This is a genomic window from Cryobacterium lactosi (assembly GCF_004403945.1).
Classification (GTDB): Bacteria; Actinomycetota; Actinomycetes; order Actinomycetales; family Microbacteriaceae; genus Cryobacterium; species Cryobacterium lactosi.
The window spans coordinates 141,424-165,752 of record NZ_SOHM01000007.1; the positions used below are offsets into that span (position 1 = coordinate 141,424).

Below are 24,329 nucleotides of genomic sequence, written 5' to 3' on the forward strand. Positions count from 1 at the left end.
GGGTGGTTATGACCGCACGCGACATGCCCGAAAACGGCACAGACTATCTGGCCTGGACGAAGGCGCGCGGCGCCGGTGACCTCGCCGACAAGATGGGCATCGAGTTCACCGAGTTCTCGCTCGACAGGGCGGTCGCCCGGATGCCCGTCGAGGGCAACACCCAACCGGCCATGCTGCTGCACGGCGGGGCCTACGTGGTGATGGGTGAGTCGCTCGGGTCGATGTCCGCGAATCTGCACGCCGGGGCCGGCAAGATCGCGGTGGGCATCGAGATCAACGCCAGCCACACCGGCTCCGCGACCTCCGGGTGGGTCACGGCGGTGTGCACGCCCATCCACCTCGGCCGCACGCTCACGACCCACGAGATCGTGGTCACCGACGACCGCGGACGGCGTTGCTCCACCATCCGGATCACGAACCTGATCATGGACCGTCCCGCCGGGGCCTGACTCCGCGCCCGAACCTCGGCGGACACGAAAAAGCGGGCCCCTCCAGAAGGGGCCCGCTTCTTTCGTGACGGGGCGTTGCGTCGTGGTTCGGTTTACTTCTTGGCGCTGAGCTGTTCGATGATCGCCTGGGCGACATCGTGCATGGTCAGTCGGCGGTCCATGGACGCCTTCTGGATCCAGCGGAACGCCTCCGGCTCGGTCAGGCCCATCTTCTCGTTCAGCAGGCCCTTGGCCCGGTCGACGAGCTTGCGGGTCTCGAAGCGCTCGACCAGGTCGGCGACCTCGGCCTCGAGGGTGATGATCTGGCTGTAGCGGGAGAGGGCGATCTCGATCGCCGGCAGGAGGTCGTTCGGGGTGAACGGCTTGACGACGTAGGCCAGCGCGCCGGCCTCGCTCGCGCGCTCGACCAGTTCCTTCTGGCTGAACGCCGTGAGCAGCACGACCGGGGCGATGTGCGCCTTGGTGATGCGTTCCGCCGCGGAGATCCCGTCGAGGTGGGGCATCTTCACATCCATGATCACCAGGTCGGGGCGGAGCTCGGTGGCCAGGGCCACGGCGGTCTCGCCGTCGCCGGCTTCGCCGACCACTTCGAATCCGTTGTCACGGAGGATCTCGACGATGTCGAGCCTGATGAGGGATTCATCCTCCGCTACGACGACGCGGCGGGGGGGTGCTGGAGTTGTCTCTTGGTCGGTCACAGCCAAAAGCCTACGGTATTCTGGTGCAGGTGTTGTGAGCCGGTGTGGCGGAATGGCAGACGCGGAGCACTCAAAATGCTTTGTTCGAAAGGACGTGTGGGTTCGAGTCCCACCACCGGTACCACTTCACCGCATGCCCGTCCCCCGGTTCGACCCCGGCGGCGGGCATGCGGTGTTTCTGCCCATAGCGGCCACACGCCCGTCTCAGCGTGCATTCTTCCCGTTCCGCGTGGCCGGGACGCCAATGGACTGCACACGCGCCCATCGGCCGTGCACGGCCGCTCAGGAGGGCCTGTGCCCGGGGGAACGACAACAGCCCCGCGGATTCCTCCGCGGGGCTGGTGTTGTACTGCTGGTTACTGCTGGGCGTACGCCGGAGCGACACCGTTGTGGGCGTCACCGATGCGGTGAACCCGGATGTCGTTCGTGGAACCCGCGATTCCGGGAGGGGATCCGGAGATCACCACAACCTTGTCGCCGATCTCGGCCAGGCCCTGGCCGAGCAGGATGTCGTCGACCTGACCGAACATCGAGTCGGTGTGGGTCACCCGGTCGACCAGGTACGTCTGCACGCCCCAGGTCAGCGCGAGGCGACGACGGATGCTCGCCTCGGGGGTGAAGGCCAGCATCGGGATCGAGGAGCGCAGGCGCGACATACGACGCGCTGAGTCGCCGGACTCGGTGAAGATGCAGAGGTACTTGGCCTCGACGAACTCGGCGACCTCGATGGCGGCCAGCGTGATGGCACCGCCCTGGGTGCGCGGCTTGTTGGTGAGCGGAGCGATCCGCTCCAAACCGTGCTCCTCGGTGGAGGACACGATGCGGGCCATCGTCTGAACGGTGACCACCGGGTACTCGCCGACGCTGGTCTCGCCGCTGAGCATGACCGCGTCAGCACCGTCGAGCACGGCGTTGGCGACGTCAGACGTCTCCGCGCGCGTCGGAACGGGGCTGTGGATCATCGATTCGAGCATCTGCGTCGCCACGATGACGGGCTTCGCCATACGGCGGGCCAGCTCCACGGCGTGCTTCTGCACGATCGGCACGGCCTCGAGCGGAAGCTCGACACCGAGGTCGCCACGGGCGACCATGATCGCGTCGAAGGCATCGACGATGCCCTCGAGGGCCTCGACGGCCTGCGGCTTCTCGATCTTGGCGATGACGGGAACCTTGCGGCCCTCCTCTGCCATGATCTCGTGCACCCGGTCGATGTCGGCGGCGTTCCGCACGAAGGAGAGCGCGATGAGGTCGGTGCCGAGACGCAGGCCCCAACGCAGGTCTGCCTCGTCCTTTTCGCTCAGGGCGGGCACGTTGACGGCAACGCCGGGCAGGTTGATGCCCTTGTTGTTCGACACGGGACCGGCGACGATGACCTGGGTGGTCACCACGGTGCCGTCGGTTGACACGACCTCGACCTTGACCTTGCCGTCGTCGATGAGCAGGAAGTCGCCCGGCTTGACGTCGTTCGGCAGACCCTTGTAGGTCGTGCCGGACAGTTCCTTGGTGCCGAGGATGTCTTCGGTGGTGATCTTGAAGATGTCTCCGACGGCCAGGTCGTACGGGCCGCCCTCGAACTTGCCGAGGCGGATCTTCGGTCCCTGCAGGTCGACCATGACGGCGACGGCGCGTCCGGAGTCGTTTGCTGCCTTACGCACATTGGCGTAGACGCCCTCGTGCACGGTGTAGTCGCCGTGGCTCAGGTTCATCCGGCAGACGTCTACCCCGGCGTCGATAATGGCGCGGATCTGTTCGTAGCTTGATGCTGCCGGCCCGAGGGTGGCGACGATTTTCGCGCGTCTCATACTGGTGGATCTCCGGTTTCCGCGCCGGTGTGGCGCATTCGTGCGTTCGGTTGATTGGAGAGAATGGGCAGCGGAATTCAGTTCGTTCGCTCAGATGGCAAACGAATGATCCGTCGGCTTCACCGGGGCGGGCAGTTGAGTCTCGCCTTCGAGATACCGATCGACGGCTGCCGCAGCAGCGCGCCCTTCGGCGATCGCCCATACGATGAGCGACTGACCTCGGCCTGCATCTCCGGCAACGAAAACACCCTCGTGGCTGGTCTGGTAATCACTATCACGGACGACATTACTCCGGTCGTCGAGGGGTACGTGCAGCTCATGGGTCAGCTCGGCAGTGTCCGGACCGGTGAATCCCAGTGCCAGCAACACCAGATCGGCGGGAATTTCTCGTTCCGTTCCGGCCTTGGGGACCCGGCGGCCGTCGAGATACTCGGTTTCGGCGACACGGATGGCCCGCACCTCGCCGGCGTCGTTGGCGAGGAACTCGATGGTGGAGGCGAGGTACTCGCGGGTGCCGCCCTCTTCGTGTGCGCTGGATACCTCGAACAAGGTCGGCGACATGGGCCAGGGCTGGTGCTCCGGCCGGCTGTCGCCGGGCTGCTTGCCGATGGCCAGGTTGGTCACCGAGGCGGCAAGCTGGCGGTGCGCGGTGCCGATGCAGTCGGCACCGGTGTCGCCGCCGCCGAGGACGACGACGTGCTTGCCTTCCGCGATGATCTGGTTGTCGACGCTGTCGCCGGCGCCGACCTTGTTCTGCTGCACGAGGTATTCCATGGCGAAATGCACCCCGGGCAGGTCGCGGCCCGGGATCGGCAGGTCGCGGGGCACCATGGCGCCGGTGGCGATGACGACGGCGTCGTACCGGGCCCGCAGGTCGGTCCAGGTGATGTCCACGCCGATGGTGACGCCGGCACGGAACCGGGTCCCCTCCGCGGTCATCTGGGCGAGCCGGCCGTCGAGGTGCTTCTTCTCCATCTTGAAGTCCGGGATGCCATAGCGCAGCAGGCCGCCGATGCGGTCGTCGCGCTCGAACACGGCCACGGTGTGGCCGGCCCGGGTCAGCTGCTGGGCGGCCGCGAGGCCGGCCGGGCCGGAGCCGACGACCGCGATGGTCTTGCCGGTGAGCCGGCCGGGCGGCTGGGGGGTCACCCAGCCCTCCGCGAAGGCCTGGTCGATGATCGACACCTCGACCTGCTTGATCGTCACGGCCGGCTGGTTGATGCCCAGCACGCAGGAGGACTCGCACGGCGCGGGGCAGAGCCGGCCAGTGAACTCCGGGAAGTTGTTCGTGGCGTGCAGGCGCTCGATGGCCTGCCGGCCTTCGTCCCGCCAGGTGAGGTCGTTCCACTCCGGGATCAGGTTGCCCAGGGGGCAGCCCTGGTGGCAGAACGGCACACCGCAGTCCATGCAGCGGCCGGCCTGTTGCTTGAGCACGGCCGAATCGCCCGCTTCGTAGACCTCTTTCCAGTCCATCAAACGGATGGAGACCGGACGACGAGGGGGAAGTTCCCGCTCCGTGGTCTTCAGGAATCCCTTCGGGTCAGCCATTGGTTACCTCCAAGATGCGGTTCCAGACCACGTCGCCATCGGGGTCGAGCCCCTCGGCGACGGCACTCTGCCTGGTCGCCAGGACGGCTGCGTAGTCACGCGGCAGCACCTTGACGAAGTTCTTCATTGTCGTGTCGCGGTCGGCGAGGAGCCGCGCGGCCAGAACAGAATCGGTCTGTTCCAGATGTTGTTCGAGCAGGTCGCCGACGATTTCGATGTCGGCGCTGCCGAGCGGCAGCAGCGTGAGTTCGCCGGAGTCCAGCGAATCACGGTTGACCAGTTCAGAACGCAACCGGTAGATGTACGCGGTTCCGCCGGACATGCCAGCGCCGAGGTTGCGGCCGGTCTCGCCGAGGATCACGGCGAGGCCACCGGTCATGTACTCGAGGGCGTGGTCGCCCACCCCTTCGACGACGGCGGTGGCACCGGAGTTGCGCACCAGGAAGCGTTCACCGACGATGCCGCGGATGAACATGCTGCCCAGGGTGGCGCCGTAGCCGATGACGTTGCCGGCGATCACGTTGTCCTCGGCGGCGAAGACGCTGCCGCGGTCCGGACGAACGACGATCTGGCCGCCGGAGAGGCCCTTGCCGACGTAGTCGTTGGAGTCGCCCTCGAGGCGCAGGGTGATGCCGCTGGGCAGGAACGCGCCGAAGGACTGTCCAGCCGACCCGGTCAGGGTGACGTCGATGGAGCCGGCCGGCAGCCCGTTCTCGCCGTGCCGCAGGGTCACCTGGTGGCCGAGCATGGTGCCGACGGCCCGTTCGGTGTTGCGGATGGGCAGCGCGATGCTGATCTGACCGCCGTGCTCGAGCACGTTGGCGCTCTGCCGGATCAGTTCGACGTCGAAGTGCTTGTCGAGTTCGTGCTCCTGCTCCCTGGCGGACTGCCGGGGCTCTCCGGCCGAGAAGTCGGGGCCGACCAGGATCGGCGCCAGGTTGAGCCCGGACGCCTTCCAGTGGTTGAGGGCACCATCGACGTTCAACAGTTCCTTGCGGCCGGTTGCCTCTTCCAGGCTGCGGAAGCCGAGCTCTGCGAGGTACTCCCGAACCTCCTGCGCGATGAACTCGAAGAAGTTCACCACGTAGTCGGCCTTGCCGGAGAAACGCTTGCGCAGTTCGGGGTTCTGGGTGGCGACGCCCACCGGGCAGGTGTCGAGGTGGCAGACCCGCATCATGATGCAGCCCTCCACGATGAGCGGTGCGGTGGCGAAACCGAACTCCTCAGCCCCGAGCAGGGCGCCGATGACGACGTCCCGGCCGGTTTTGAGCTGGCCGTCGACCTGCAGCACGACCCGGTCGCGCATCCCGTTCAGCATCAGGGTCTGCTGGGTCTCGGCCAGGCCGAGCTCCCAGGGTGTGCCTGCGTGCTTGAGGGAGTTGAGCGGGCTCGCGCCGGTGCCGCCGTCGTGCCCGGACACCAGGATCACGTCGGAGAGCGCCTTGGCGACACCGGCCGCGACGGCACCGATACCGGACTGGCTGACCAGTTTGGTGTGGATGCGCGCGGTCGGGTTGGCCCGTTTGAGGTCGAAGATCAGCTGCTTGAGGTCTTCGATCGAGTAGATGTCGTGGTGCGGGGGCGGCGAGATGAGGCCGACGCCGGCGGTGGCGTGCCGGGTGCGGGCAACCCACGGGTAGACCTTCGTGGGCGGCAGCTGGCCGCCCTCCCCCGGCTTGGCACCCTGGGCGAGCTTGATCTGGATGTCGTCGGCGTGCGTGAGGTACATGCTGGTGACGCCGAACCGGCCGGAGGCGACCTGCTTGACGGCGCTGCGCCTCGTGGGGTCGAGCAGCCTGTCGAGGTCTTCGCCGCCCTCGCCGGTGTTGGACTTGCCGCCCAGCCGGTTCATGGCGATGGCGAGCGTCTCGTGGGCCTCCTGGGAGATGGAGCCGTAGCTCATCGCGCCGGTGGAGAACTTCTTGACGATCGACGCGACCGATTCGACCTCGTCGATCGGCACGGCCTTCCGCTGGCCGATGTTGAACGCGAACATGCCGCGCAGGGTCATCAGGCTCTCCGACTGGTCGTCGACGAGCTTGGTGTACTCCTTGAAGATGTCGTAACGGCGGGTGCGGGTGGAGTGCTGCAACCTGAAGATGGTCTCCGGGTTGAACAGGTGCGGCGAGCCGTCCCTGCGCCACTGGTATTCGCCGCCGGTCGCGAGGCGCTCGTGCACAGTGACGGCCGCATCCTGCGGGTAGGCGCCGACGTGCCGTTCGAGGTTCTCGGCCGCGATCACGTCGATGCCGACGCCGCCGAGCTTGCTGGTGGTACCGGTGAAGTACTGGTCGATGAAGTCCTGGCTGAGGCCGACGGCCTCGAAGGTCTGCGCACCGGCGTAGGAGGAGACCGTGGAGATGCCCATCTTGGACATGATCTTGAGCACACCCTTGCCGAGCGCCTTGATCACGTTCTTCACGGCCTTTTCGGGAGTGACGTTGGTGATGTAGCCGCTGCGGACCAGGTCCTCGCAGGTTTCCATGGCCAGGTACGGGTTGACGGCGCTGGCGCCGTAGCCGATCAGCAGGGCCACGTGGTGTACCTCGCGCACGTCGCCGGCTTCCACCACGATGCCCACCTTGAGGCGGTTCTCGGTGCGGATGAGGTGGTGGTGCACGGCCGCGATCATCAGCAGCGACGGGATCGGAGCCAGGTCCTTGGAGCTGTCCCGGTCGGAGAGCACGATGAACAGGGCGCCGGCCTCGATGGCGGCGTCGACCTCGTGGCACATCTCCTCGATGCGGTTGGAGAGCGCGCTGGGGCCGTCGTCGAACCGGTACAGGCCCCGGATCGTGGTGGTGGTGCGGCTGCCGGGCGACGTGTCGATGTGCTGGATCTTGGCCAGTTCGTCGTTGTCGATCACCGGGAAGTCGAGCACCACCTGGCGGGCGTGCTCCGGACCCGCGGCGAGCAGGTTCAGTTCGGGGCCGAGCCCGAGCTTGAGGCTGGTGACGACCTCTTCACGGATCGAGTCCAGCGGCGGGTTCGTCACCTGGGCGAACTGTTGGGTGAAGTAGTCGAAGAGCAGCCGCGGACGCTCACTGAGCACGGCGATGGGCGTGTCGCTGCCCATCGCGCCGAGCGGCTCTGCGCCGTTGCGTGCCATCGGGGCGAGCAGGATGCGCACCTCTTCTTCGGTGTAGCCGAAGGTGCGCTGGCGGCGCACGACGGATGCCGGCGGGTGCACGATGTGCTCGCGTTCCGGCAGGTCCTTGAGGTTGATGCGGCCGGCGTCGAGCCAGGAACCCCACGGCTCGCTGGCGGCGAGGGAGCCCTTGACCTCTTCGTCTTCGATGATGCGGCCGGCTTCGGTGTCGACGAGGAACATCTTGCCCGGCTGTAGGCGGCCCTTCCGCACGACCCTGGCGGGGTCGACGTCGATGACGCCGATCTCGCTGGCGAGCACGACGAGGCCTTCGTCGGTGATGACGTAGCGGCCGGGGCGCAGGCCGTTGCGGTCGAGGGTGGCGCCCACGAGGGTGCCGTCGGTGAAGACGATGGCGGCCGGTCCGTCCCACGGCTCCATCAGCATGGAGTGGTACTCGTAGAAGGCGCGACGGTCACGGTCCAGGTCTGGCTGGTTCTCCCAGGCCTCCGGCACCATCATCATGACGGCGTGCGGCAGCGACCGGCCGGACAGGCTCAGCAGCTCGACGACCTCGTCGAAGGACGCCGAGTCGCTGGCGCCGGGGGTGACGATGGGGAACAGCGGGTTCAGGTCGCCGAGCAGGCTCGATTCGAGCTGCGACTGGCGTGCGCGCATCCAGTTGCGGTTGCCCTGCACTGTGTTGATCTCGCCGTTGTGGGCGATCATGCGGAACGGCTGGGCCAGCGGCCAGGACGGGAACGTGTTGGTGGAGTACCGCGAGTGCACGAGGGCGAGCTTGGAGGTGAAGCGTTCGTCGGAGAGGTCCGGGTAGAACGGCTCGAGCTGCAGGGTCGTGACCATGCCCTTGTAGACGATGGTGCGGCAGGACAGTGACGCGAAGTAGGTCTCCACTTCACGTTCGGCGCGCTTGCGCAGCCGAACGGCCTGGCGGTCCAGGTCGATGCCGCCCAGCGGCAGGCCCTCCTCGGTGGTGCGGCTGCTGGAGACGTAGAGCTGCTGGATCGCGGGCATCGCTGCGCGGGCCAGGTTGCCGACCTCTTCGGGCCGCACGGGAACCTCGCGCCAGCCGAGGACGCTGAGGTTCTCTTCCTTGGCGATCTTTTCGATGGCGCCCTTGACGGCGCTGCGCGCGGTCGGTTCCGTGGGCAGGAACACGTTTCCGACGGCGTACCGGCCCGCTTCGGGGAGCGCGAACGTCGACACGGCGCGGAAGAAGTCATCCGGGATCTGGGTGACGATTCCGGCGCCGTCGCCCGTTCCGGCGTCAGATCCGACCGCACCTCGGTGTTCGAGGTTGCGGAGGGCATCGAGCGCTCGCGTGATGATGTCGTGTCCGGCCGTCCCCCGAAGGGTGGCGACCATGGCGAGACCACAGGCGTCGCGTTCGTCGTGCGGGTTGTAGAGCCCCTGGGCTGGGGGAACACTACTGAACCGCGAGAAGAGAGGTTGCTGCGTCATTAGACCGTCCTCACAAAATGACTGGCAGGTGGGGACGACGTTGGCCCGCTGGAAGAAGAGATGCCGGCCGCCCGATATGGAGGGCGGAAACCGTGGACCGGGTGGGATGACCTCGGTTAGGGGCGGGAGTCGGTGGTGCTTGTGGCGTCGACGTCGCGTGATTCAACGGGTTCAGCAGCTTCATCGCCGGGATCGCCTCGTTCGGAATCGGTTTCACCAGATTCTACCTCAGCGTCGGCCGGCTTCCACTCGCGTCCGGGCAGATACGGGCTCAGCTCGATCCCGGTGTGGCGTCGGCTCTGCACGAGGATGATGACCAGTCCGATCACGATTGCGAACAGGGCGGCCCAGACGTTGGTGCGCAGACCGAAGAAGATCTCGCTCGGGTCGACCCGGATCGATTCGAAGACGCTGCGGCCGGCGCCGTACCAGATCAGGTAGACGCCGAACGCGCTGCCCCAGCGCAGCCGGAACTTGCGCTCGAGGATGAGGATGACGGCGACACCGACCAGGTTCCAGACGATCTCGTAGAGGAACGTCGGGTGGAACAGGGTGCCGGCGGGCAGGCCGACCGGGTAGGCGGGGTTGTCGGGAGAGATCTCCAGACCCCACGGCAGCGTGGTCGGCAGGCCGAACAGTTCGTGGTTGAACCAGTTGCCGAGGCGACCCATGGCCTGGGCCAGGAGCATGCCAGGAGCGAGGGCGTCGGCGAAGGACCAGAATCGGATGCCGGCACGGCGGCAGCCGATGTAGGCGCCGACGGCGCCACCCAGCAGGGCACCGAAGATGGCGATGCCGCCCTTCCAGACCGCGAAGACGTCCAGCAGGTTCGCGCCGTCGTAGAAGTAGTCGTTGGGGTGGGTGAGCACGTGGAAGATCCGTGCGCCGACGATGCCGAGCGGCACGGCCCAGAGGATGATGTCCAGCACCACGCCCGGCTCACCGCCGCGTTTGGTCAGGCGTCGGCTGGTGAGGGCGGTGGCCAGGAAGATCCCGATCAGGATGCAGATCGCGTAGGCGTGGATACGGAACGGCCCCAGGTCGAAATAGCTCCACTCAGGGCTCGGAATGCTCAAGGGCAACGACACCACAACAACCTTTCATCGTGACTCTCTGGTCACTGTGAGCCGGTCGGTCGACCGCCTCGGACAATTTACCCTAACGGGGCTGGGTTAAACGAAGGGACCGGACGGCTGGGATCGCCTACCGGGAAGCTCGCGACTAGACGGCGGCGCGGATGTCTCTGGCACCGGCAGCGAGCTCGGCCGCGAGGGTGGCCACGGCGGCGACTCCCCCGTCGGCAAGGGCCTTGACCAGCGCGGAGCCGACGATGGCACCGTCGGCGTATTCAAGTACCTCGCGTACCTGGGCGGGCGTGGAGATGCCCAGGCCGACGCAGGCGCTCGTGGCGCCGGCTTCCCGCAGTCGGGTGACCAGCACCCGGGCGGCAGAGTCGACATCGCTCCTGGCCCCGGTGATGCCCATGGTGGAGACCGCGTAGACGAACCCGCGGCTGCGGGTCACCGCCTGCACCAGGCGTTCGTCGGAGGAGGACGGCGCGGCGAGGAAGACCCGGTCGAGGCCGGCCCGTTCGCTGGCCAGGAGCCAGCTTTCCGCATCGTCGGGAATGAGGTCCGGCGTGATCAGCCCGGCTCCCCCGGCGGCGGCGAGGTCGTCGGCGAACCGGTCGACGCCGTACTGCAGGACCGGGTTCCAGTAGGTCATCACGAGAACGGGCGTCTCGACCTGGGCGGTGATCGCGGCTACGGCCTCGAAGCCGTGCCGCAGGCGGAAACCATTGGCCAGGGCCCGCTGGGTGGCGGCCTGGATGACCGGGCCGTCCATCACGGGATCGGAGTACGGCAGACCGAGTTCGATGACATCGACCCCGTTCCTGGCGATCGCGACGGCCGCGTCGATGCTCTCGGTGAGGGTGGGGAAACCCACCGGCAGATAGCCGATCAGGGCGCCGCCGCCGGACGCACGGCGGGCCGCGATCGTGGCCTCGACCGTGCTTGTTCCGGTGTCGTTCGTGTTCGTCACAGCTGCTGCGCTCCAGCGTCGAGGAGGTCGAAGTAGCGGCCGGCGGTTTCCATGTCCTTGTCGCCGCGGCCGCTCAGGTTGACCAGGATGGTCGAGTCCGGGCCGAGTTTCTTGCCCAGTTCCAGCGTTCCGGCCAGGGCATGCGCCGATTCGATGGCGGGGATGATCCCTTCGGTGCGGCTGAGCAGGCGGAGCGCGTCCATGGCCTCAGCGTCAGTGACGGGCAGGTAGGTGGCCCGGCCGATGCTGGCCAGCCAGGCGTGCTCGGGGCCGACGCCCGGGTAGTCCAGGCCGGCCGAGATCGAGTGCGACTCGACGGTCTGGCCGTCTTCGTCCTGCAGCATCATGCTGCGCGCGCCGTGCAGAACGCCGGGGCGGCCCTTGGTGAGGGTCGCGGCGTGGCGCAGGCCCTCGATGCCTTCACCGCCGGCTTCGTAGCCGTACAGTGCCACCTCGGGATCGTCAAGGAAGGCGTGGAAGATGCCCATGGCGTTTGAGCCGCCGCCGACGCAGGCGGTGACGGCGTCGGGGAGCCGGCCGGTCAGGTCGAGGACCTGCTGGCGGGCTTCTTCGCCGATGATCTTCTGGAAGTCCCGCACCATGGCGGGGAACGGGTGCGGGCCGGCGACGGTGCCGAAGACGTAGTTGGTGGTCTCCACATTGGTGACCCAGTCGCGCATCGCATCGTTGATGGCGTCCTTGAGGGTACGTGAGCCGGTCTTCACCGAGACCACCTCTGCGCCGAGCAACCGCATCCTGGCGACGTTGAGCGCCTGGCGCTCGGTGTCGACCTCGCCCATGTAGACGACGCAGTCCAACCCGAACAGGGCCGCCGCCGTCGCGGTGGCGACACCGTGCTGGCCGGCGCCGGTTTCGGCGATGACGCGTTTCTTGCCGATGCGCTTGGTGAGCAGCACCTGGCCGAGCACGTTGTTGAGCTTGTGCGAGCCGGTGTGGTTGAGGTCTTCGCGCTTGAGGATAATGCGGGCGCCGCCTGCGTGCGCGGCGAACCGGGGCACCTCGGTGATGAGGGACGGCCGGCCCGTGTAGCTGCGGTGCAACTCGGTCAGCTCGGCGGCGAACGCCGGGTCGGCCTTGGCCAGGGCGTACTCCGCCGACAGCTCGTCGAGCGCGGCCACCAGGGATTCCGGCACGAACCGGCCGCCGAAGTCGCCGAAGTAGGGCCCGGACTGGGCACGCAGGGAATCGGTGGTGTTGGACATCTATACCGCCAGGAATTCGTTGAGGGTGAGAATGGGATCGCTGGTGACGAGAGCTTCACCGACCAGCACGACATCGGCGCCCGCGGCGCGATAGTGGGCCACGTCGGCGGCGGTCTTGACCGCGGATTCCGCCACCCGGACGACGCCGGAGGGGATCCGGTCGGCCAGGCTGGCGAAGAGGTTCTGGTCGAGTTCGAAGGTGCTGAGGTCCCTGGCGTTCACGCCGACCAGGTTGGCACCGACGTCAAGGGCGCGGTCGACCTCATCCGCGCTGTGGGTTTCGACCAGCGGGGTCATGCCCAGCTCGAGCACCAGGCGGTGCAGGCTACCGAGGGTGGCCTGGTCGAGGGCCGCGACGATGAGCAGTACCAGGTCGGCCCCCGCCGCCCGCGCTTCGAGCACCTGGTAGGCGGTGCCGATGAAGTCCTTGCGCAGGACCGGGATCGACACGGACGCCCTGACCTGCTCGAGGTCCTCGAGCGAGCCGAGGAACCGGCGGCCTTCGGTGAGCACGCTGATCGCGCTCGCACCGCCGAATTCGTACGACACGGCCAGTGCGGCCGGGTCGGTGATCTCGGCGAGCGGCCCGCGAGACGGGCTGGCGCGCTTCACCTCGGCGATGATCTTCACCCGGTCGGAGGGCGCGAGTGCGTGCAACGCGTCGAGGGCGGGCGCCTGGGCGAGCGCGTCGGCCTCGAGCGCGGCGAACGGGCGCTCACCGCGACGGGTGTCGGCGTCGGCGAGCGAGCCGGCGAGAAGTTCAGCGAGGAGGTTGGCTGGCACTGATTCAGTGGCTTCCGTCGACCGATGCCGCGCCGTAGCCGGCCTTGGCCATGATCCAGCCGACGACGAGGCCGGCGAGCAGGAGCGCGGCGGAGGCCCAGACGAGCCAGGCGACATCGAAGAAGAACGCGACGGTGCCGATGGTGAATGCGATCAGCATGATGGTGACTGCGGTCCAGGCCGCCGTCGAGTGGCCGTGGCCGGGGTCTGCCGACTCGAAGCTCATGGTTCTCCTAAGGTCAAGGGGCGTGCGGGACAATTCTAGCTTGCCGGCTAAGTCGGCTCAGACTGTTCGGGTCAGGCCGTGGGGTCGTCGCCCCTGGTGAGGCCGTCCCAGTCGTCGACGGCGTCGCGGGGGCGGGTCTGGCCCGTTGCGGCATCCGTGACCGGCGTGAAGCGGGTGGTCTCGTACCGTGTGGTCGGGCCGGGCCAGCGACGGGCGCTCACGCAGACCGCGAGGCCGAGAAGGAGCATCAGGACCCCGGCGACGAGGGCCAGGAACGGCCAGAAGGTCACGGCTGCGCTGTGCACGGCCGCGCGGGTGGAGTCGGTGCCGGCGATGCCGGTGGCCGCTGTGACCGCCGACGCGCTGGCTCCGATCGGGTCGGCCAGGGCTAGGGCGGCCGAGAGGATGACGCTGACGCCGAGGAGTATTTCGAGGAGGCCGAGGACGATGCGAATCACCACACCGGCTATGGTGAGTGCGCCGGCCAGGGCCAGCCCGGCCAGGGCCAGGGCGGTCAGGCCCGGCGCGGCGATCGAGCCGGTGACGTCCAGGACCTGCTGGCTGGTGCCGTCGGCGGCCAGCCGCACGGTGGCCCAGACCTGGGTCCAGGCCAGCAGCGCGAGGCCGCTGGCCGCGATGACGGCCAGGATCAGGATCGGCTTGATGCGACGCGGGGCGGCCATTCAGTAGACCCGGGTCATTGCATTGGCCACGGCGACGGCGCGCAGCGGAGCGGCCGCCTTGTTCTGCGACTCCTGGAACTCCGAGGCGGGATCAGAGTCAGCGACCAGGCCGCCGCCTGCCTGCACGTAGGCGACGCCGTTCATGATCGTCGCGGTGCGGATGGCGATGGCGAGGTCGGCGTCGCCGGCGAAGCCGAAGTAGCCCACCACTCCGCCGTACACGCCGCGCTGGGCCGGTTCCAGGGCGTCGATGATCTCCAGCGCGCGCGGTTTGGGAGCCCCGGACAGGGTGCCGGCCGGGAAAGTGGCCCTGAAGACGTCGATCGCGGTCATCTCCGGCAGCAGGTCGCCCTCGACGGAGGAGACCAGGTGCATGATGTGGCTGAACCGTTCGATGCGCATGAACTCGGTCACTTCCACCGACCCGGCGCGGCAGACCTTGAGCAGGTCGTTGCGGGCGAGGTCCACCAGCATGAGGTGCTCGGCGCGTTCCTTGGGATCCTTGGCGAGTTCGGTTTCGAAGTCGGCGTCGGCCTCCGGGGTCGCCCCGCGGGGCTTCGACCCGGCGATCGGGTGGGTGAAGACCCGGGTGTTCGCCACCTTCACCAGGGCCTCCGGGGAGGACCCCACGATCGAATAGGGCTGCCCGGCGGTGGATTCGAGGCTGAGCAGGTACATGTACGGGCTCGGGTTGAGGCTGCGCAGCACCCTGTAGACATCGATCGGGTCCGCGGTGCAGTCCTGGTCGAACCGCTGGGAGATGACGACCTGGAACACGTCGCCGTCGACAATGTGCTGCTTGGACGTGCCCACCGCGGCCAGGAAGTCGTCTCGCTCGGTTCGGTGCCGTGGCACTGCGGGGGTGGAGAGGTCGACCTCGGACACGAAGGCTTCCGCCGGCTGGGTGAGCCTGCTCTGCAGGGCGTCCAGGCGTGCCTGCGCGGCCGGCCAGAGGGCGTCGGTGGCTTCGACGCCGTCGTTGAGCACGTTTGCGATCAGCTGCACGGTTCCGAACTTGTGGTCGATCACAACGAGGTCCGCGACGAAACTGAACGCCTGGCCCGGCACCTCGTAGTCGGCGGGCGGCCGGTTGGGCAGCCGTTCGATCTGCCGGATGGCCTCCCAGCCGATGAACCCGACGAGTCCGCCGGTCAGGGGCGGGTGCTCGGCCAGGCGTGGCGTCTGCCAGCGCTCATACAGGTAGGCCAGCGCGTTCAGCGGGGCCAGGTCGGTTGCACCGCCGAAGGCGCGTTCGGCCGAAATTCCGTAGTCGAGCCAGGCGCTGTCGTCGCCGGTCTGGGTGAGCACCCCGAAGGAGGAGACTCCCACGAAGGAGAAGCGGGACCAGATGCCGCCTTGTTCGGCGGATTCGAGCAGGAAACTGCCCGCGGCTCCCCCGGTGAGCTTGCGGTAGATGCCCACGGGTGTTTCGCCGTCGGCGAAGAGTTCGCGGATGACCGGGATCACCCGGTGGTCGGCGAGCAGACCGGTGAAATCCGCCAGAGTCGTCGATCCGGCGCTCATCGCTGGGCCTCGTCGGAGATCAGGCCGGTCACGTCGATGTCCCGACCGTCGAAGCAGGTGTGCGTGCCGGTGTGGCAGGCCGCGCCGATCTGCTCGACCTGCACCACGAGGGTGTCCGCGTCGCAGTCCAGGGCGGCCGAGCGCACGAACTGGGCGTGCCCGGAGGTGTCGCCCTTCCGCCAGTACTCCTGGCGGCTTCGGGACCAGAACGTGACCCGGCCCTCGGTGAGGGTGCGGCGCAGTGCCTCGCGGTCCATCCAGCCGAGCATGAGCACCTCGCGGGTGTCCCACTGCTGGATGACGGCGGGCAGCAGTCCGTCTGGTGAGAAAAGCGCGGATTCCAGAGCGGCGTCGACGTTCATCGGCGCACCACCATTCCGGCGTCGGCAAGCTCACGCTTGACGTCGCCAATCGTCAGGTCTCCACTGTGGAAGACGGAGGCGGCCAGGACGGCATCGGCGCCCGCCGCGATGGCCGGCGGGAAGTGTTCGACGCGGCCGGCTCCCCCTGAGGCGATCACGGGAACGGAACTGAGCTCGCGCATGATGGTGATGAGTTCGAGGTCGAAGCCGGCCTTGGTGCCGTCGGCGTCGATGCTGTTCACCAGGAGTTCGCCCGCGCCCAGCTCGATCGCCTGTCGTGCCCAGGAGAGGGCGTCCAGGTCGGTCTCGGTACGGCCGCCGTGGGTGGTGACGACGAACCCGGACGACGTGCGTCCGCTGCGTTTGACGTCGAGGGAAAGCACCAGCACCTGGGCGCCGTACCGGTCGGCTATCTCGGAGATCAACGCCGGGCGGGCGATGGCGGCGCTGTTCACGCCGACCTTGTCCGCGCCGCTGGCCTGCAGCCTGGACACGTCGTCGACGCTGCGGATGCCGCCGCCGACGGTGAGCGGGATGAAGACCTGCTCGGCGGTGGCGCGCACCACGTCGTAGGTGGTGGAGCGGTCGTCGACAGTTGCCGTCACGTCGAGGAAGGTGAGTTCGTCTGCACCCTGCTCGTAGTAACGCTTGGCGAGTTCGACGGGGTCGCCGGCGTCCCGCAGGTTCTGGAAGTTGACGCCCTTGACGACCCGGCCGTTGGCCACGTCGAGGCACGGGATCACTCTGACGGCGAGGCTCATGGTTTACAACCTGGCGTTGTGAATCGAGGTGACCAGAATGGCGCGGGCGCCGAGTTCGTAGAGCTGGTCCATCACGCTGTTGGTGTCCAGGCGCGGGATCATCACTCGGACGGCCACCCAGTTCGGGTCGCGGAGGGACGATATGGTGGGCGATTCGATCCCTGACGCGGCCTGGCAGGCTGCATCGAGGTTGTCGACGTGCACGTCGTAGTCGATGAGCACGTACTGGCGGGCCACGAGAACGCCCTGGAGGCGGCGCAGCAGCGTGTTGATGCCCGGGTGGGTGTTCTCGGACGTGATCAGCACGGCGGTGGATTCGAGGATCACCGGGCCGAAGATCTGCAGGCCGGCCTTGCGCAGCGTGGAGCCGGTGGAGACGACGTCGGCGACGGCATCCGCCACACCGAGCTGCACGGCGGACTCGACGGCACCGTCGAGGGTGACCAGGTCGACGGTGATGCCGTGGCCGGCGAGGAAGCTACCGACCAGGCCCGGGTAGCTGGTGGCCACACGCAAGCCCTCGAGGTCGGCCAGCTCGGTGAACCGGCCGGCGGGACCGGCGAAGCGGAAGGTGGAGTCGCCGAAGTCCAAGCTGGCGATCTCGCCGGCGGTCGAGCGGGAGTCCAGCAGCAGGTCGCGGCCGGTGATGCCGACGTCGAGGGCGCCGCTGCCGACGTAGGTGGCGATGTCCCGTGGGCGCAGGTAGAAGAACTCCACGTCGTTACGCGGGTCGGCGACGACGAGGTCGCGCGGGTCCCGGCGGCCGTTGTAGCCGGCCTCTGACAGCATCTGGGCGGCGGTCTCGGCGAGCGAGCCCTTATTGGGCACAGCGATTCTCAACATGTCAATCTTTCCAAGGCTGGTGGGTGGTTTTCCGTACGGGTGCCGACATCACAGATGTCGGTAGACGTCCTCGGGGGAAAGCCCCTTCGCCACCATCAGGACCTGCAGGTGGTAGATCAGCTGCGAAATCTCTTCGGCCGTTTCGGTGTCGCTCTGGTACTCGGCGGCCATCCAGACCTCTGCGGCCTCTTCGACGATCTTCTTGCCGATGGCGTGCACGCCGGCGTCGAGTTCGCGGACGGTTCCGGAGCCCTCCGGCCGGTCAATGGCCTTCTGGCTCAGCTCAGCGAACAGGTCGTCGAAAGTTTTCACCTGTACAGGCTACCGGTCCCGCCGGCTCCCCGGGAGCGGAGGGACGCTAGTGCGCGTGGGAGTGCAGCGTGGCGGCAGCGCGCAGCCGGGCGATCTGCCCGGCCGGATCGCCGTTGAAGACACTCGAACCGGCGACGAAGGTGTTGGCGCCGGCTTGGGCCGCCTGGGCGATGGTGTCCTCGGTGATTCCGCCGTCGACCTGCAGCCAGACGTCCAGGCCGCTGGCCCGCACGGCATCGGCGAGCAGGCTGAGCTTGGGCATGGTGCTCGCCATGAAGCTCTGGCCGCCGAAGCCGGGTTCGACGGTCATCACCAGCACCTGGTCGAATTCGGCGAGCAGGTCGAGGTAGGGCTCAACGGGGGTGCCGGGCTTCAGGGCGATGCCGGCCCGAGCGCCGATGTCGCGCAGGCGCCTGGCGAGGCCGATGGCATCCGCTGCCGCCTCGGCGTGGAAGGTGACCGAGTACGCGCCGGCCTCGGCGTAGTCCGGTGCCCACCGGTCGGGGTCGTCGATCATCAGGTGCAGGTCGAGCGGAATCGGCGACACCTGCAGCAGGCGCTCGACCACGGGCAGGCCCAGGGTGAGGTTCGGCACGAAGTGGTTGTCCATGACGTCGACATGCGCCAGGTCCGCAGTGCTGATGCGCCCCAGCTCCCGCTCCAGGTTGGCGAAGTCTGCGGCCAGAATGCTCGGGTTGATCCGGGTAACCATTCAGTCAGCCTACCGAACGGCCGCCACGGCCCCGAGGCAGGTTCAGTCGGCCTGCCGCTGCAGCAGGGTGATGAACATGGCGTCGGTGCCGTGCCGGTGCGGCCACAGCTGCACGCTGCCGGGGTCGCCGGCCAGGTCGAGCGGATGCACGGCCAGGTCTTGCAGCACCGCCGCGGTGTCCAGCGGCGCCACCTTGTCGCCCCAGGCCTTGCGGGCCGTGGCCACGATCCCCCGGGTTTCAGCGATGTGCGGGGAACAGGTGACGTAGGCGAGGATACCGCCGGGCTTCAGGGCGCCGAGCGCGGCATGGATCAGCGCGGACTGCAGGTCGGAGAGCTCGGCGACGTCCTTGGGCTGCTTCCGCCAGCGTGCCTCGGGGCGGCGGCGCAGCGCACCGAGTCCCGTGCACGGGGCGTCGAGCAGGATCCGGTCGAAGGCCTCCGGCTGGTCCTCGCCGACCCAGGTGCCGTCCATCTCCCAGACCGGCACGTCGGCCGGGACGGCGGCCAGTGCGGCGCGCACCAATTGGGCCCTGGCGGGCACGACCTCGTTGGCGACCAGGGTCGCGCCGCCGTTCAGGGCTTCAGCGGCGAGCAGGGCCGCCTTGCCGCCGGGGCCGGCGCAGAGGTCGAGCCAGCGCTCCCCCTCGGCGATCGGTCTGGCGCGGCTGAGGGCGAGGGCGGCGAGCTGCGAACCCTCGTCCTGCACGCGCAGGCGGCCGTCGCTCTGCTTCATCAGGTGGTGCGGGTCTCCCCCGGCCAGCACGAAGCCTGTCGGAGAGAAGTCGTTGGGATCGCCGAGCTCCGCGGTGGCGTCGGCCAGCCCGGGCAGGGCCACCATGTTCACCCGTGGTGCGGCGTTGTCGGCGGCGAGGAGCTCCTCGAGTTCGCTTTCCCGGCCTTCCTGGCGCAGGGACTGCCGGAACGCCCGCACCACCCAGACCGGGTGGGAGTACAGCGCGGCGAGGGCGTCGTCGGGCGTGCTGGTGTCGGCGAGGATGCGTTCACGCCACTCGTCGGCGCTGACCCGGGCGATGGCACGGAGCAGGCCGTTGGTGAAGCCTGTCGCGGACCGGGAGCCCACCTGACGGGCCAATTCGACGGATTCGTTGACGGCGGCGTGGGTGGCCACACGCGTGGCCAGCAGCTGGTGCGCGCCGAGCCTGAGCACGTCGAGGATGGCCGGGTCGATGGCCGTGACCGGCCGGCCGGCCGCTTCGGCGATGACCCTGTCGTAGAAGCCCTGCATGCGCAGGGTGCCGTAGGTGAGCTCGGTGGCCAGGGCGGCATCCGCGGTGTTCAGCGCGGCGCGCTGGATGCGGGTGGGCAGCAGCAGGTTGGCGTAGGCGTCGGATTCGCGGACCGCCGCGATGACCTCGTAGGCGACCCGGCGGGCGGGCTGCACCATGTAGCTCGGCCGGCTGTCCGTGCGGGGGCCCTGACGGGGCGCCCTGGACCTGCCTGCTGCGTTCTGCTCTGGTCCGCTCATGATGCGATCACCTCGGTTGCTGCTACTCCGCGCCACCAGTCGATTGCCTTCATGGGGGTTTTTCCTGCCGGTTGTACGTTGATGAGTTCCAGGGGCTCCGTGCCGGTGCCGACCAGAACCCTCTTGTCGATTTCGGTGATGTGTCCGGCCGCTAGGGCAGGGTGGCCGTGAGCGGGCGCCACATCGTGGAGTTTGAGCCTGGCGCCGTCGATCTCGGTGAACGCTCCGGGTTCGGGCGTGACGCCGCGCACCACCGCGTGCACGCTCTCCGCGGGCAGGCTCCAGTCGATGCGCGCGTCGTCGAGGGTGAGCTTGGGAGCCAAGGTGACGTCGCCGGTCTGCGGCACGGCGTGGGCGGTGCCTGCGGCCAGCCCGTTCACCACGTCGAGCAGCAGGGCCGCTCCGCTCCGGCTCAGGCTCTCCAGCAGGGTTCCGGCGGTGGCGTGCCGGCCGATGGGCGTGCTGAGTTGGGCGAACACGGAGCCCGCGTCCAGTTCCGCGACGAGTTGGAACACGGCGGCTCCGGTCTCGGTGTCGCCGGCCATGATCGCACGCTGCACGGGAGCGGCGCCGCGCCAGCGTGGCAGCAGCGAGAAGTGCAGGTTGATCCAGCCCAGGCGTGGTGCGGAGAGCAGCGGCTCGCGCACGAGGCCGCCGTAGGCCACGATGACGCCGAGATCTGCGTCCAGCGCGGTGATGCTCTCGGTCGTCACCTCATCGAGCCGGTTGGCCTTGATCACGGGCAGGCCGAGCTTCTCGGCGGCGGCGGCGACCGGCGACGGGGTCAGTACCCGTTTCCGGCCGAGGGCGGCATCGGTGCGGGTGACCACCGCGGCGATCTCGTGCCCCGAGGCGGCCAGGAGGGTCAGGCTGGGCACGGCGACCGGCGGGGTCCCGGCGAAGACGAGTTTCATTTACAGCAGCTCCGGGTCGTCGAATCGTACTCTGAGTGTAGGTGCAGGACGGAACGCGGCGCCCTTGGGCTTGCGTCTGGTGGCGGCGTTCCGCACGATGGCGGCCTTGAGGGTGCGGGCGACCTCGTCGCCGAGCGGGTAGCCGAACCTCACGATGGCGCGCACCAGCGCGGGGCCGCCGGCCTTCTGGCCGGGGGCGGCCGGGTCGTGGCTGACCGGTCCGAGCACGTCGAGACCGGCCAGGTCGGTCAGCGATGCGATGGCTGTTTCGACCTCGGCGCTGGTGCCGGTCACCGAGGCGACCCGCACCGCAGGCGGGAAGCGCAGCGCGCGGCGGTCGGCGAGTTCGGCGGCGGCGTACGGGCCAGGCTGCCAGGTGTTCAGGGCGTGGGCGAGGGCCCCGCCGACTCCGACGAGCATGACGGGGGCGCCGGGTGCGGCCAGCGCGGCGGCGTTCGCCCACCAGCGCAGGCAGTCCTCGCCGACCCGCAGCGACTCGCGGGCCAGCATCCGCTCGCCGTCGAGCAGCAGGATGGCGCTGTAGCCGTTGCGGGGTATCGGCTCGGCGCCGCGCGTGGCGATCACGAGGGCCGGCTCGGGGCCGAGCGTCTGCACGGTGTGCTCGCCGTCGGCGACGATCACCCTGGAGCCGGGGAAGGCCCGGCCGAGTTCCTCCGCGGTACGGCCGGTCCCGACGGTCACGACGCGGAACACGGCTGCCTCGCAGTGTGAGCAGCGCCAGCCGGCGGCGAGGTGACCGCACCAGCGGCAGGCCGGGGTGGCGGTGGCGGAGGCGAGGGCGAGCGGTCCCTGACACTGGGTACACCGGGCGGATTGGCCGCAGGAGCGGCAGGCGAGCATGGGCGCGTAGCCGGGGCTGGCGACCTGCACGAGGACCGGTCCGGTGCGCACGGCCTCCTTCGCGGCCAGCCAGGCGGCCGAGGGGATGCGGGCGGCCCTGGCCTGCGCATCCGGCTCGGCCTGGAAGGTGGTGGGGATGATCCTGGGATGAGCATCGCGGATGGGGTGCACGGCATGCAGCCAGCCGATCTCGACCAGGCGTTCGGTCTCGACGCTGCGGGAGTGCCCGATGAAGACCAGGGCGCAGTCGGCGGCTTCACGACGGATCAGGGCGGCGTCCCTGGCGTGCACGTAGGGGCTGAGCTGTTCACCGTAGAGCGGGTCGCCGTCGTCCCAGAGCACGATCAGGCCGAGCTCGTGGGCCGGCGCGTAGACGGCGGAGCGGTTGCCCAGGATGATGCGCGGGGTGTCCTCCAGAAGGGTCAGGAACCCGCGGTACCGGTCGGGGTTGCTTTGCCGGGCGTCGACCCGCACCACGTCGTCCGCGGGCACCAGTACGGCCAGGGCCGCCTGCAGCTGGTCCTGGTCGCGATAGTCGGGCACCAGCAGGATGCTGCTCTTGCCCTGACGGAGCGCGGACACGGCGAGTTCGGCCACGGTGAGCGCCCAGCTTCCGACGGTGGGACCGCCGGCTGCCGCCGCGGTCGTCGCGCTGGCGTCGGCGGGCCCGCCGAGCCCGGGCAGGCGCACGACGCCGGGCACCGCGGCGACGCAGACCCGTAGCCGGTCGGCGACGATCGTCCCGAGGGTCTGCGCCGGGTATTCGGCGAAGCCGGGTTCGGCGAGCCGGTCGGCGGCACCCGGGGCCGTCGGATTCACCGCGGCGGCATCGGCGGCGGTGCGGGCCGCTAGCCAGGCCTTCTCGACTCGCACGGCCCGCGGCGGCACCGCGAGGCGGATGATGTCGCTCGCGTTGCCGGCTGCCCGGTCGGCCAGTCGTCTGGCCAGCTGCCAGACCGGCTCGGTGAGCACCGGAACCGCCGACACGATCGAGTCGACCGGGCTCAGCTTGCCGCTGTACCCGGTGTCCGGGCCGGTCCCATCCAGGGTCGCCGCAGCGTCGGGGCCGGCCGCGGCATCGGACGCCTGCTGCGGGTCGATCAGTTCGATCAGGTATCCGTCGGCCACCCGGTTCGCCGAGCGCAACGGCACCCGAACCCGCACACCCGGCTGGGCGAGGTGCGCGAGGTCGTCGGGAATGGCGTAGTCGAACAGGTGGTCCAGCTGGGGCAGGGGTGAGTCGATCAGCACCCGCGCGATGAGGCCGGTGCGAGTCATCGGCGGCCTCCCTGGCTCAGAGTCTGTGCGGTCGGGTCGGTACGGTTCAGAATCCCGCTGCGCTTCTCAGGTCGTCGACCCGGTCGAGTCGCTCCCAGGTGAAGTCGGGCAGCTCGCGACCGAAGTGGCCGTAGGCGGCCGTCTGGGCGTAGATCGGGCGCAGCAGGTCGAGGTCTTTGATGATGGCCGCGGGGCGCAGGTCGAACACCTCGCGGATCGCGGCGGTGATGTCCTTCTCCGGGATGGCGCCGGTGCCGAAGGTCTCCACGTACAGGCCGACCGGTGAGGCGGTCCCGATGGCGTAGGCCACCTGGATTTCGAGTCTTTCGGCCAGTCCGGCCGCGACGGCGTTCTTGGCAACCCAGCGCATCGCGTAGGCGGCGGAGCGATCCACCTTGGACGGGTCCTTGCCGCTGAACGCACCGCCTCCGTGCCGGCTGGATCCGCCGTAGGTGTCGATGATGATCTTGCGGCCGGTGAGCCCGGCGTCGCCCTGGGGGCCGCCGATCTCGAACCGGCCGGTCGGGTTCACCAGGGTGCGCAGTGAGGACGCGTCGAGGTCGACCCGCTCGAGTACCGGACGGATGACGAGTTCGGCGATGTCGGCGCGCAGCTTCGCCGTCGTGACGGAGGGGGCGTGCTGGGTGGAGAGCACCACGGTCTCGACAGTGCGCGGCACGATGCCGTCGTACCCGATGGTGACCTGGGTCTTGCCGTCCGGGCGCAGGTAGTCCAGCTCGCCGGACTTTCGTACCTCGGCCAGGCGTTCGGCCATGCGGTGCGCGATCCAGATCGGGATCGGCATGAGTTCGGGGGTTTCGCGGGTGGCGTAGCCGAACATGATGCCCTGGTCGCCGGCGCCCTGGCGGTCGTAGTCGTCCAGGCTGTCCTGCTCGCGACTTTCGAAGGCGTCGTCGACCCCCTGGGCGATATCGGGTGACTGGCCGCCGATGGAGATCTCGACACCGCAGGAGCGGCCGTCGAACCACACGTCGGACGAGTCGTAGCCGATGTCGGTGATGCACTTTCGCACGATCGAGGGGATCTCGACGTAGCCCGCGGTGGTGACCTCGCCTGCCACGTGCACGAGACCGGTGGTGACCAGGGTCTCCACGGCCACGCGGCTGTGCGGGTCCTCGGTGAGGAGCGCGTCGAGGATGCTGTCGGAGATCTGGTCGCAGATCTTGTCCGGGTGGCCTTCGGTGACCGACTCCGAGGTGAAGAGGCGAAGATCGCTCATCGGGGCACG

General features: G+C 68.8%; 21 protein-coding genes and 1 tRNA gene. 2 read left to right on the top strand and 20 right to left on the bottom strand.

The features are described 5' to 3' along the window. Positions 1 to 8: 8 nt before the first annotated feature. Positions 9 to 449 carry a hotdog fold thioesterase gene (locus E3T61_RS02630; RefSeq protein WP_420898460.1) on the top strand — a complete coding sequence of 147 codons (441 nt, stop codon included), beginning with the start codon at positions 9 to 11 and terminating at the stop codon, positions 447 to 449. A gap of 92 nt (positions 450 to 541) precedes the next feature. On the opposite strand, the gene E3T61_RS02635 is transcribed toward E3T61_RS02630, so the two are convergent. Continuing rightward, positions 542 to 1,147 carry an ANTAR domain-containing response regulator gene (locus E3T61_RS02635; protein WP_110127353.1) on the bottom strand — a complete coding sequence of 202 codons (606 nt, stop codon included), beginning with the start codon at positions 1,145 to 1,147 and terminating at the stop codon, positions 542 to 544. Between the two features lie 38 nt (positions 1,148 to 1,185). Here E3T61_RS02635 and E3T61_RS02640 point away from each other — a divergent pair. Next, a tRNA-Leu gene (locus E3T61_RS02640) sits at positions 1,186 to 1,271 on the top strand. Positions 1,272 to 1,503: 232 nt separating this feature from the next. Here E3T61_RS02640 and pyk read toward each other — a convergent pair. From pyk to metK, 19 genes are all read right to left on the bottom strand, one after another. Continuing rightward, positions 1,504 to 2,949, bottom strand: a complete 1,446-nt coding sequence (pyk, locus tag E3T61_RS02645) for a pyruvate kinase (RefSeq protein ID WP_134639359.1) — start codon at positions 2,947 to 2,949, stop codon at positions 1,504 to 1,506. A 90-nt stretch (positions 2,950 to 3,039) separates the two neighbouring features. Beyond that, positions 3,040 to 4,497, bottom strand: coding sequence for a glutamate synthase subunit beta (locus E3T61_RS02650; RefSeq protein WP_134639360.1), 1,458 nt, complete (start codon positions 4,495 to 4,497; stop codon positions 3,040 to 3,042). Next, entirely contained in the window at positions 4,490 to 9,067 is a 4,578-nt protein-coding gene (gltB, locus tag E3T61_RS02655; RefSeq protein ID WP_134639361.1) for a glutamate synthase large subunit, read from the bottom strand. Before gltB ends, E3T61_RS02650 begins: the two co-directional genes overlap by 8 nt. Before the next feature lie 116 nt (positions 9,068 to 9,183). After that, positions 9,184 to 10,158 (bottom strand): prolipoprotein diacylglyceryl transferase, encoded by a 975-nt coding sequence (gene lgt / locus E3T61_RS02660; protein ID WP_420898461.1) that lies wholly within the window; start codon positions 10,156 to 10,158, stop codon positions 9,184 to 9,186. 130 nt (positions 10,159 to 10,288) lie between these two features. After that, entirely contained in the window at positions 10,289 to 11,110 is an 822-nt protein-coding gene (trpA, locus tag E3T61_RS02665) for a tryptophan synthase subunit alpha (RefSeq protein WP_134639363.1), read from the bottom strand. Continuing rightward, positions 11,107 to 12,333 carry a tryptophan synthase subunit beta gene (trpB, locus tag E3T61_RS02670; protein WP_134639364.1) on the bottom strand — a complete coding sequence of 409 codons (1,227 nt, stop codon included), beginning with the start codon at positions 12,331 to 12,333 and terminating at the stop codon, positions 11,107 to 11,109. Before trpB ends, trpA begins: the two co-directional genes overlap by 4 nt. Next, positions 12,334 to 13,116: an indole-3-glycerol phosphate synthase TrpC gene (gene trpC / locus E3T61_RS02675; protein ID WP_166793121.1), complete on the bottom strand. Its 783-nt coding sequence runs from the start codon at positions 13,114 to 13,116 to the stop codon at positions 12,334 to 12,336. It lies immediately after the preceding gene. Positions 13,117 to 13,120: 4 nt separating this feature from the next. Beyond that, entirely contained in the window at positions 13,121 to 13,342 is a 222-nt protein-coding gene (locus E3T61_RS02680) for a DUF6704 family protein (RefSeq protein WP_134639366.1), read from the bottom strand. Positions 13,343 to 13,413: 71 nt separating this feature from the next. Continuing rightward, complete coding sequence (locus E3T61_RS02685; RefSeq protein ID WP_134639367.1) at positions 13,414 to 14,025, bottom strand: Trp biosynthesis-associated membrane protein; 612 nt, start codon at positions 14,023 to 14,025, stop codon at positions 13,414 to 13,416. Next, a complete protein-coding gene (locus E3T61_RS02690; RefSeq protein ID WP_134639368.1) occupies positions 14,026 to 15,549 on the bottom strand; it encodes an anthranilate synthase component I in 1,524 nt (507 codons plus the stop codon). Beyond that, positions 15,546 to 15,911, bottom strand: coding sequence for a phosphoribosyl-AMP cyclohydrolase (gene hisI, locus E3T61_RS02695; protein WP_134639369.1), 366 nt, complete (start codon positions 15,909 to 15,911; stop codon positions 15,546 to 15,548). The genes E3T61_RS02690 and hisI overlap by 4 nt, the downstream gene beginning before the upstream one ends. Further along, positions 15,908 to 16,672 carry an imidazole glycerol phosphate synthase subunit HisF gene (gene hisF / locus E3T61_RS02700; RefSeq protein ID WP_134639370.1) on the bottom strand — a complete coding sequence of 255 codons (765 nt, stop codon included), beginning with the start codon at positions 16,670 to 16,672 and terminating at the stop codon, positions 15,908 to 15,910. The genes hisI and hisF overlap by 4 nt, the downstream gene beginning before the upstream one ends. Positions 16,673 to 16,675: 3 nt before the next feature. Next, positions 16,676 to 17,515, bottom strand: a complete 840-nt coding sequence (gene hisG, locus E3T61_RS02705; protein ID WP_134639371.1) for an ATP phosphoribosyltransferase — start codon at positions 17,513 to 17,515, stop codon at positions 16,676 to 16,678. A gap of 48 nt (positions 17,516 to 17,563) precedes the next feature. Beyond that, positions 17,564 to 17,827, bottom strand: a complete 264-nt coding sequence (locus tag E3T61_RS02710; protein ID WP_130177425.1) for a phosphoribosyl-ATP diphosphatase — start codon at positions 17,825 to 17,827, stop codon at positions 17,564 to 17,566. 46 nt (positions 17,828 to 17,873) lie between these two features. After that, complete coding sequence (rpe, locus tag E3T61_RS02715) at positions 17,874 to 18,539, bottom strand: ribulose-phosphate 3-epimerase (RefSeq protein WP_134639372.1); 666 nt, start codon at positions 18,537 to 18,539, stop codon at positions 17,874 to 17,876. 42 nt (positions 18,540 to 18,581) lie between these two features. Further along, positions 18,582 to 20,027, bottom strand: a complete 1,446-nt coding sequence (locus tag E3T61_RS02720; protein ID WP_134639373.1) for an RsmB/NOP family class I SAM-dependent RNA methyltransferase — start codon at positions 20,025 to 20,027, stop codon at positions 18,582 to 18,584. Then, the gene (gene fmt, locus E3T61_RS02725; protein WP_134639374.1) at positions 20,024 to 20,941 is read right to left on the bottom strand and encodes a methionyl-tRNA formyltransferase; all 918 of its coding nucleotides are present in this window, start codon (positions 20,939 to 20,941) and stop codon (positions 20,024 to 20,026) included. The genes E3T61_RS02720 and fmt overlap by 4 nt, the downstream gene beginning before the upstream one ends. Next, on the bottom strand, positions 20,942 to 23,080 hold the full coding sequence (locus tag E3T61_RS02730; protein ID WP_134639375.1) for a primosomal protein N' family DNA-binding protein: 2,139 nt from the start codon (positions 23,078 to 23,080) through the stop codon (positions 20,942 to 20,944). 46 nt (positions 23,081 to 23,126) lie between these two features. Continuing rightward, positions 23,127 to 24,320: a methionine adenosyltransferase gene (metK, locus tag E3T61_RS02735; RefSeq protein ID WP_134639376.1), complete on the bottom strand. Its 1,194-nt coding sequence runs from the start codon at positions 24,318 to 24,320 to the stop codon at positions 23,127 to 23,129. Positions 24,321 to 24,329 lie beyond the last annotated feature (9 nt).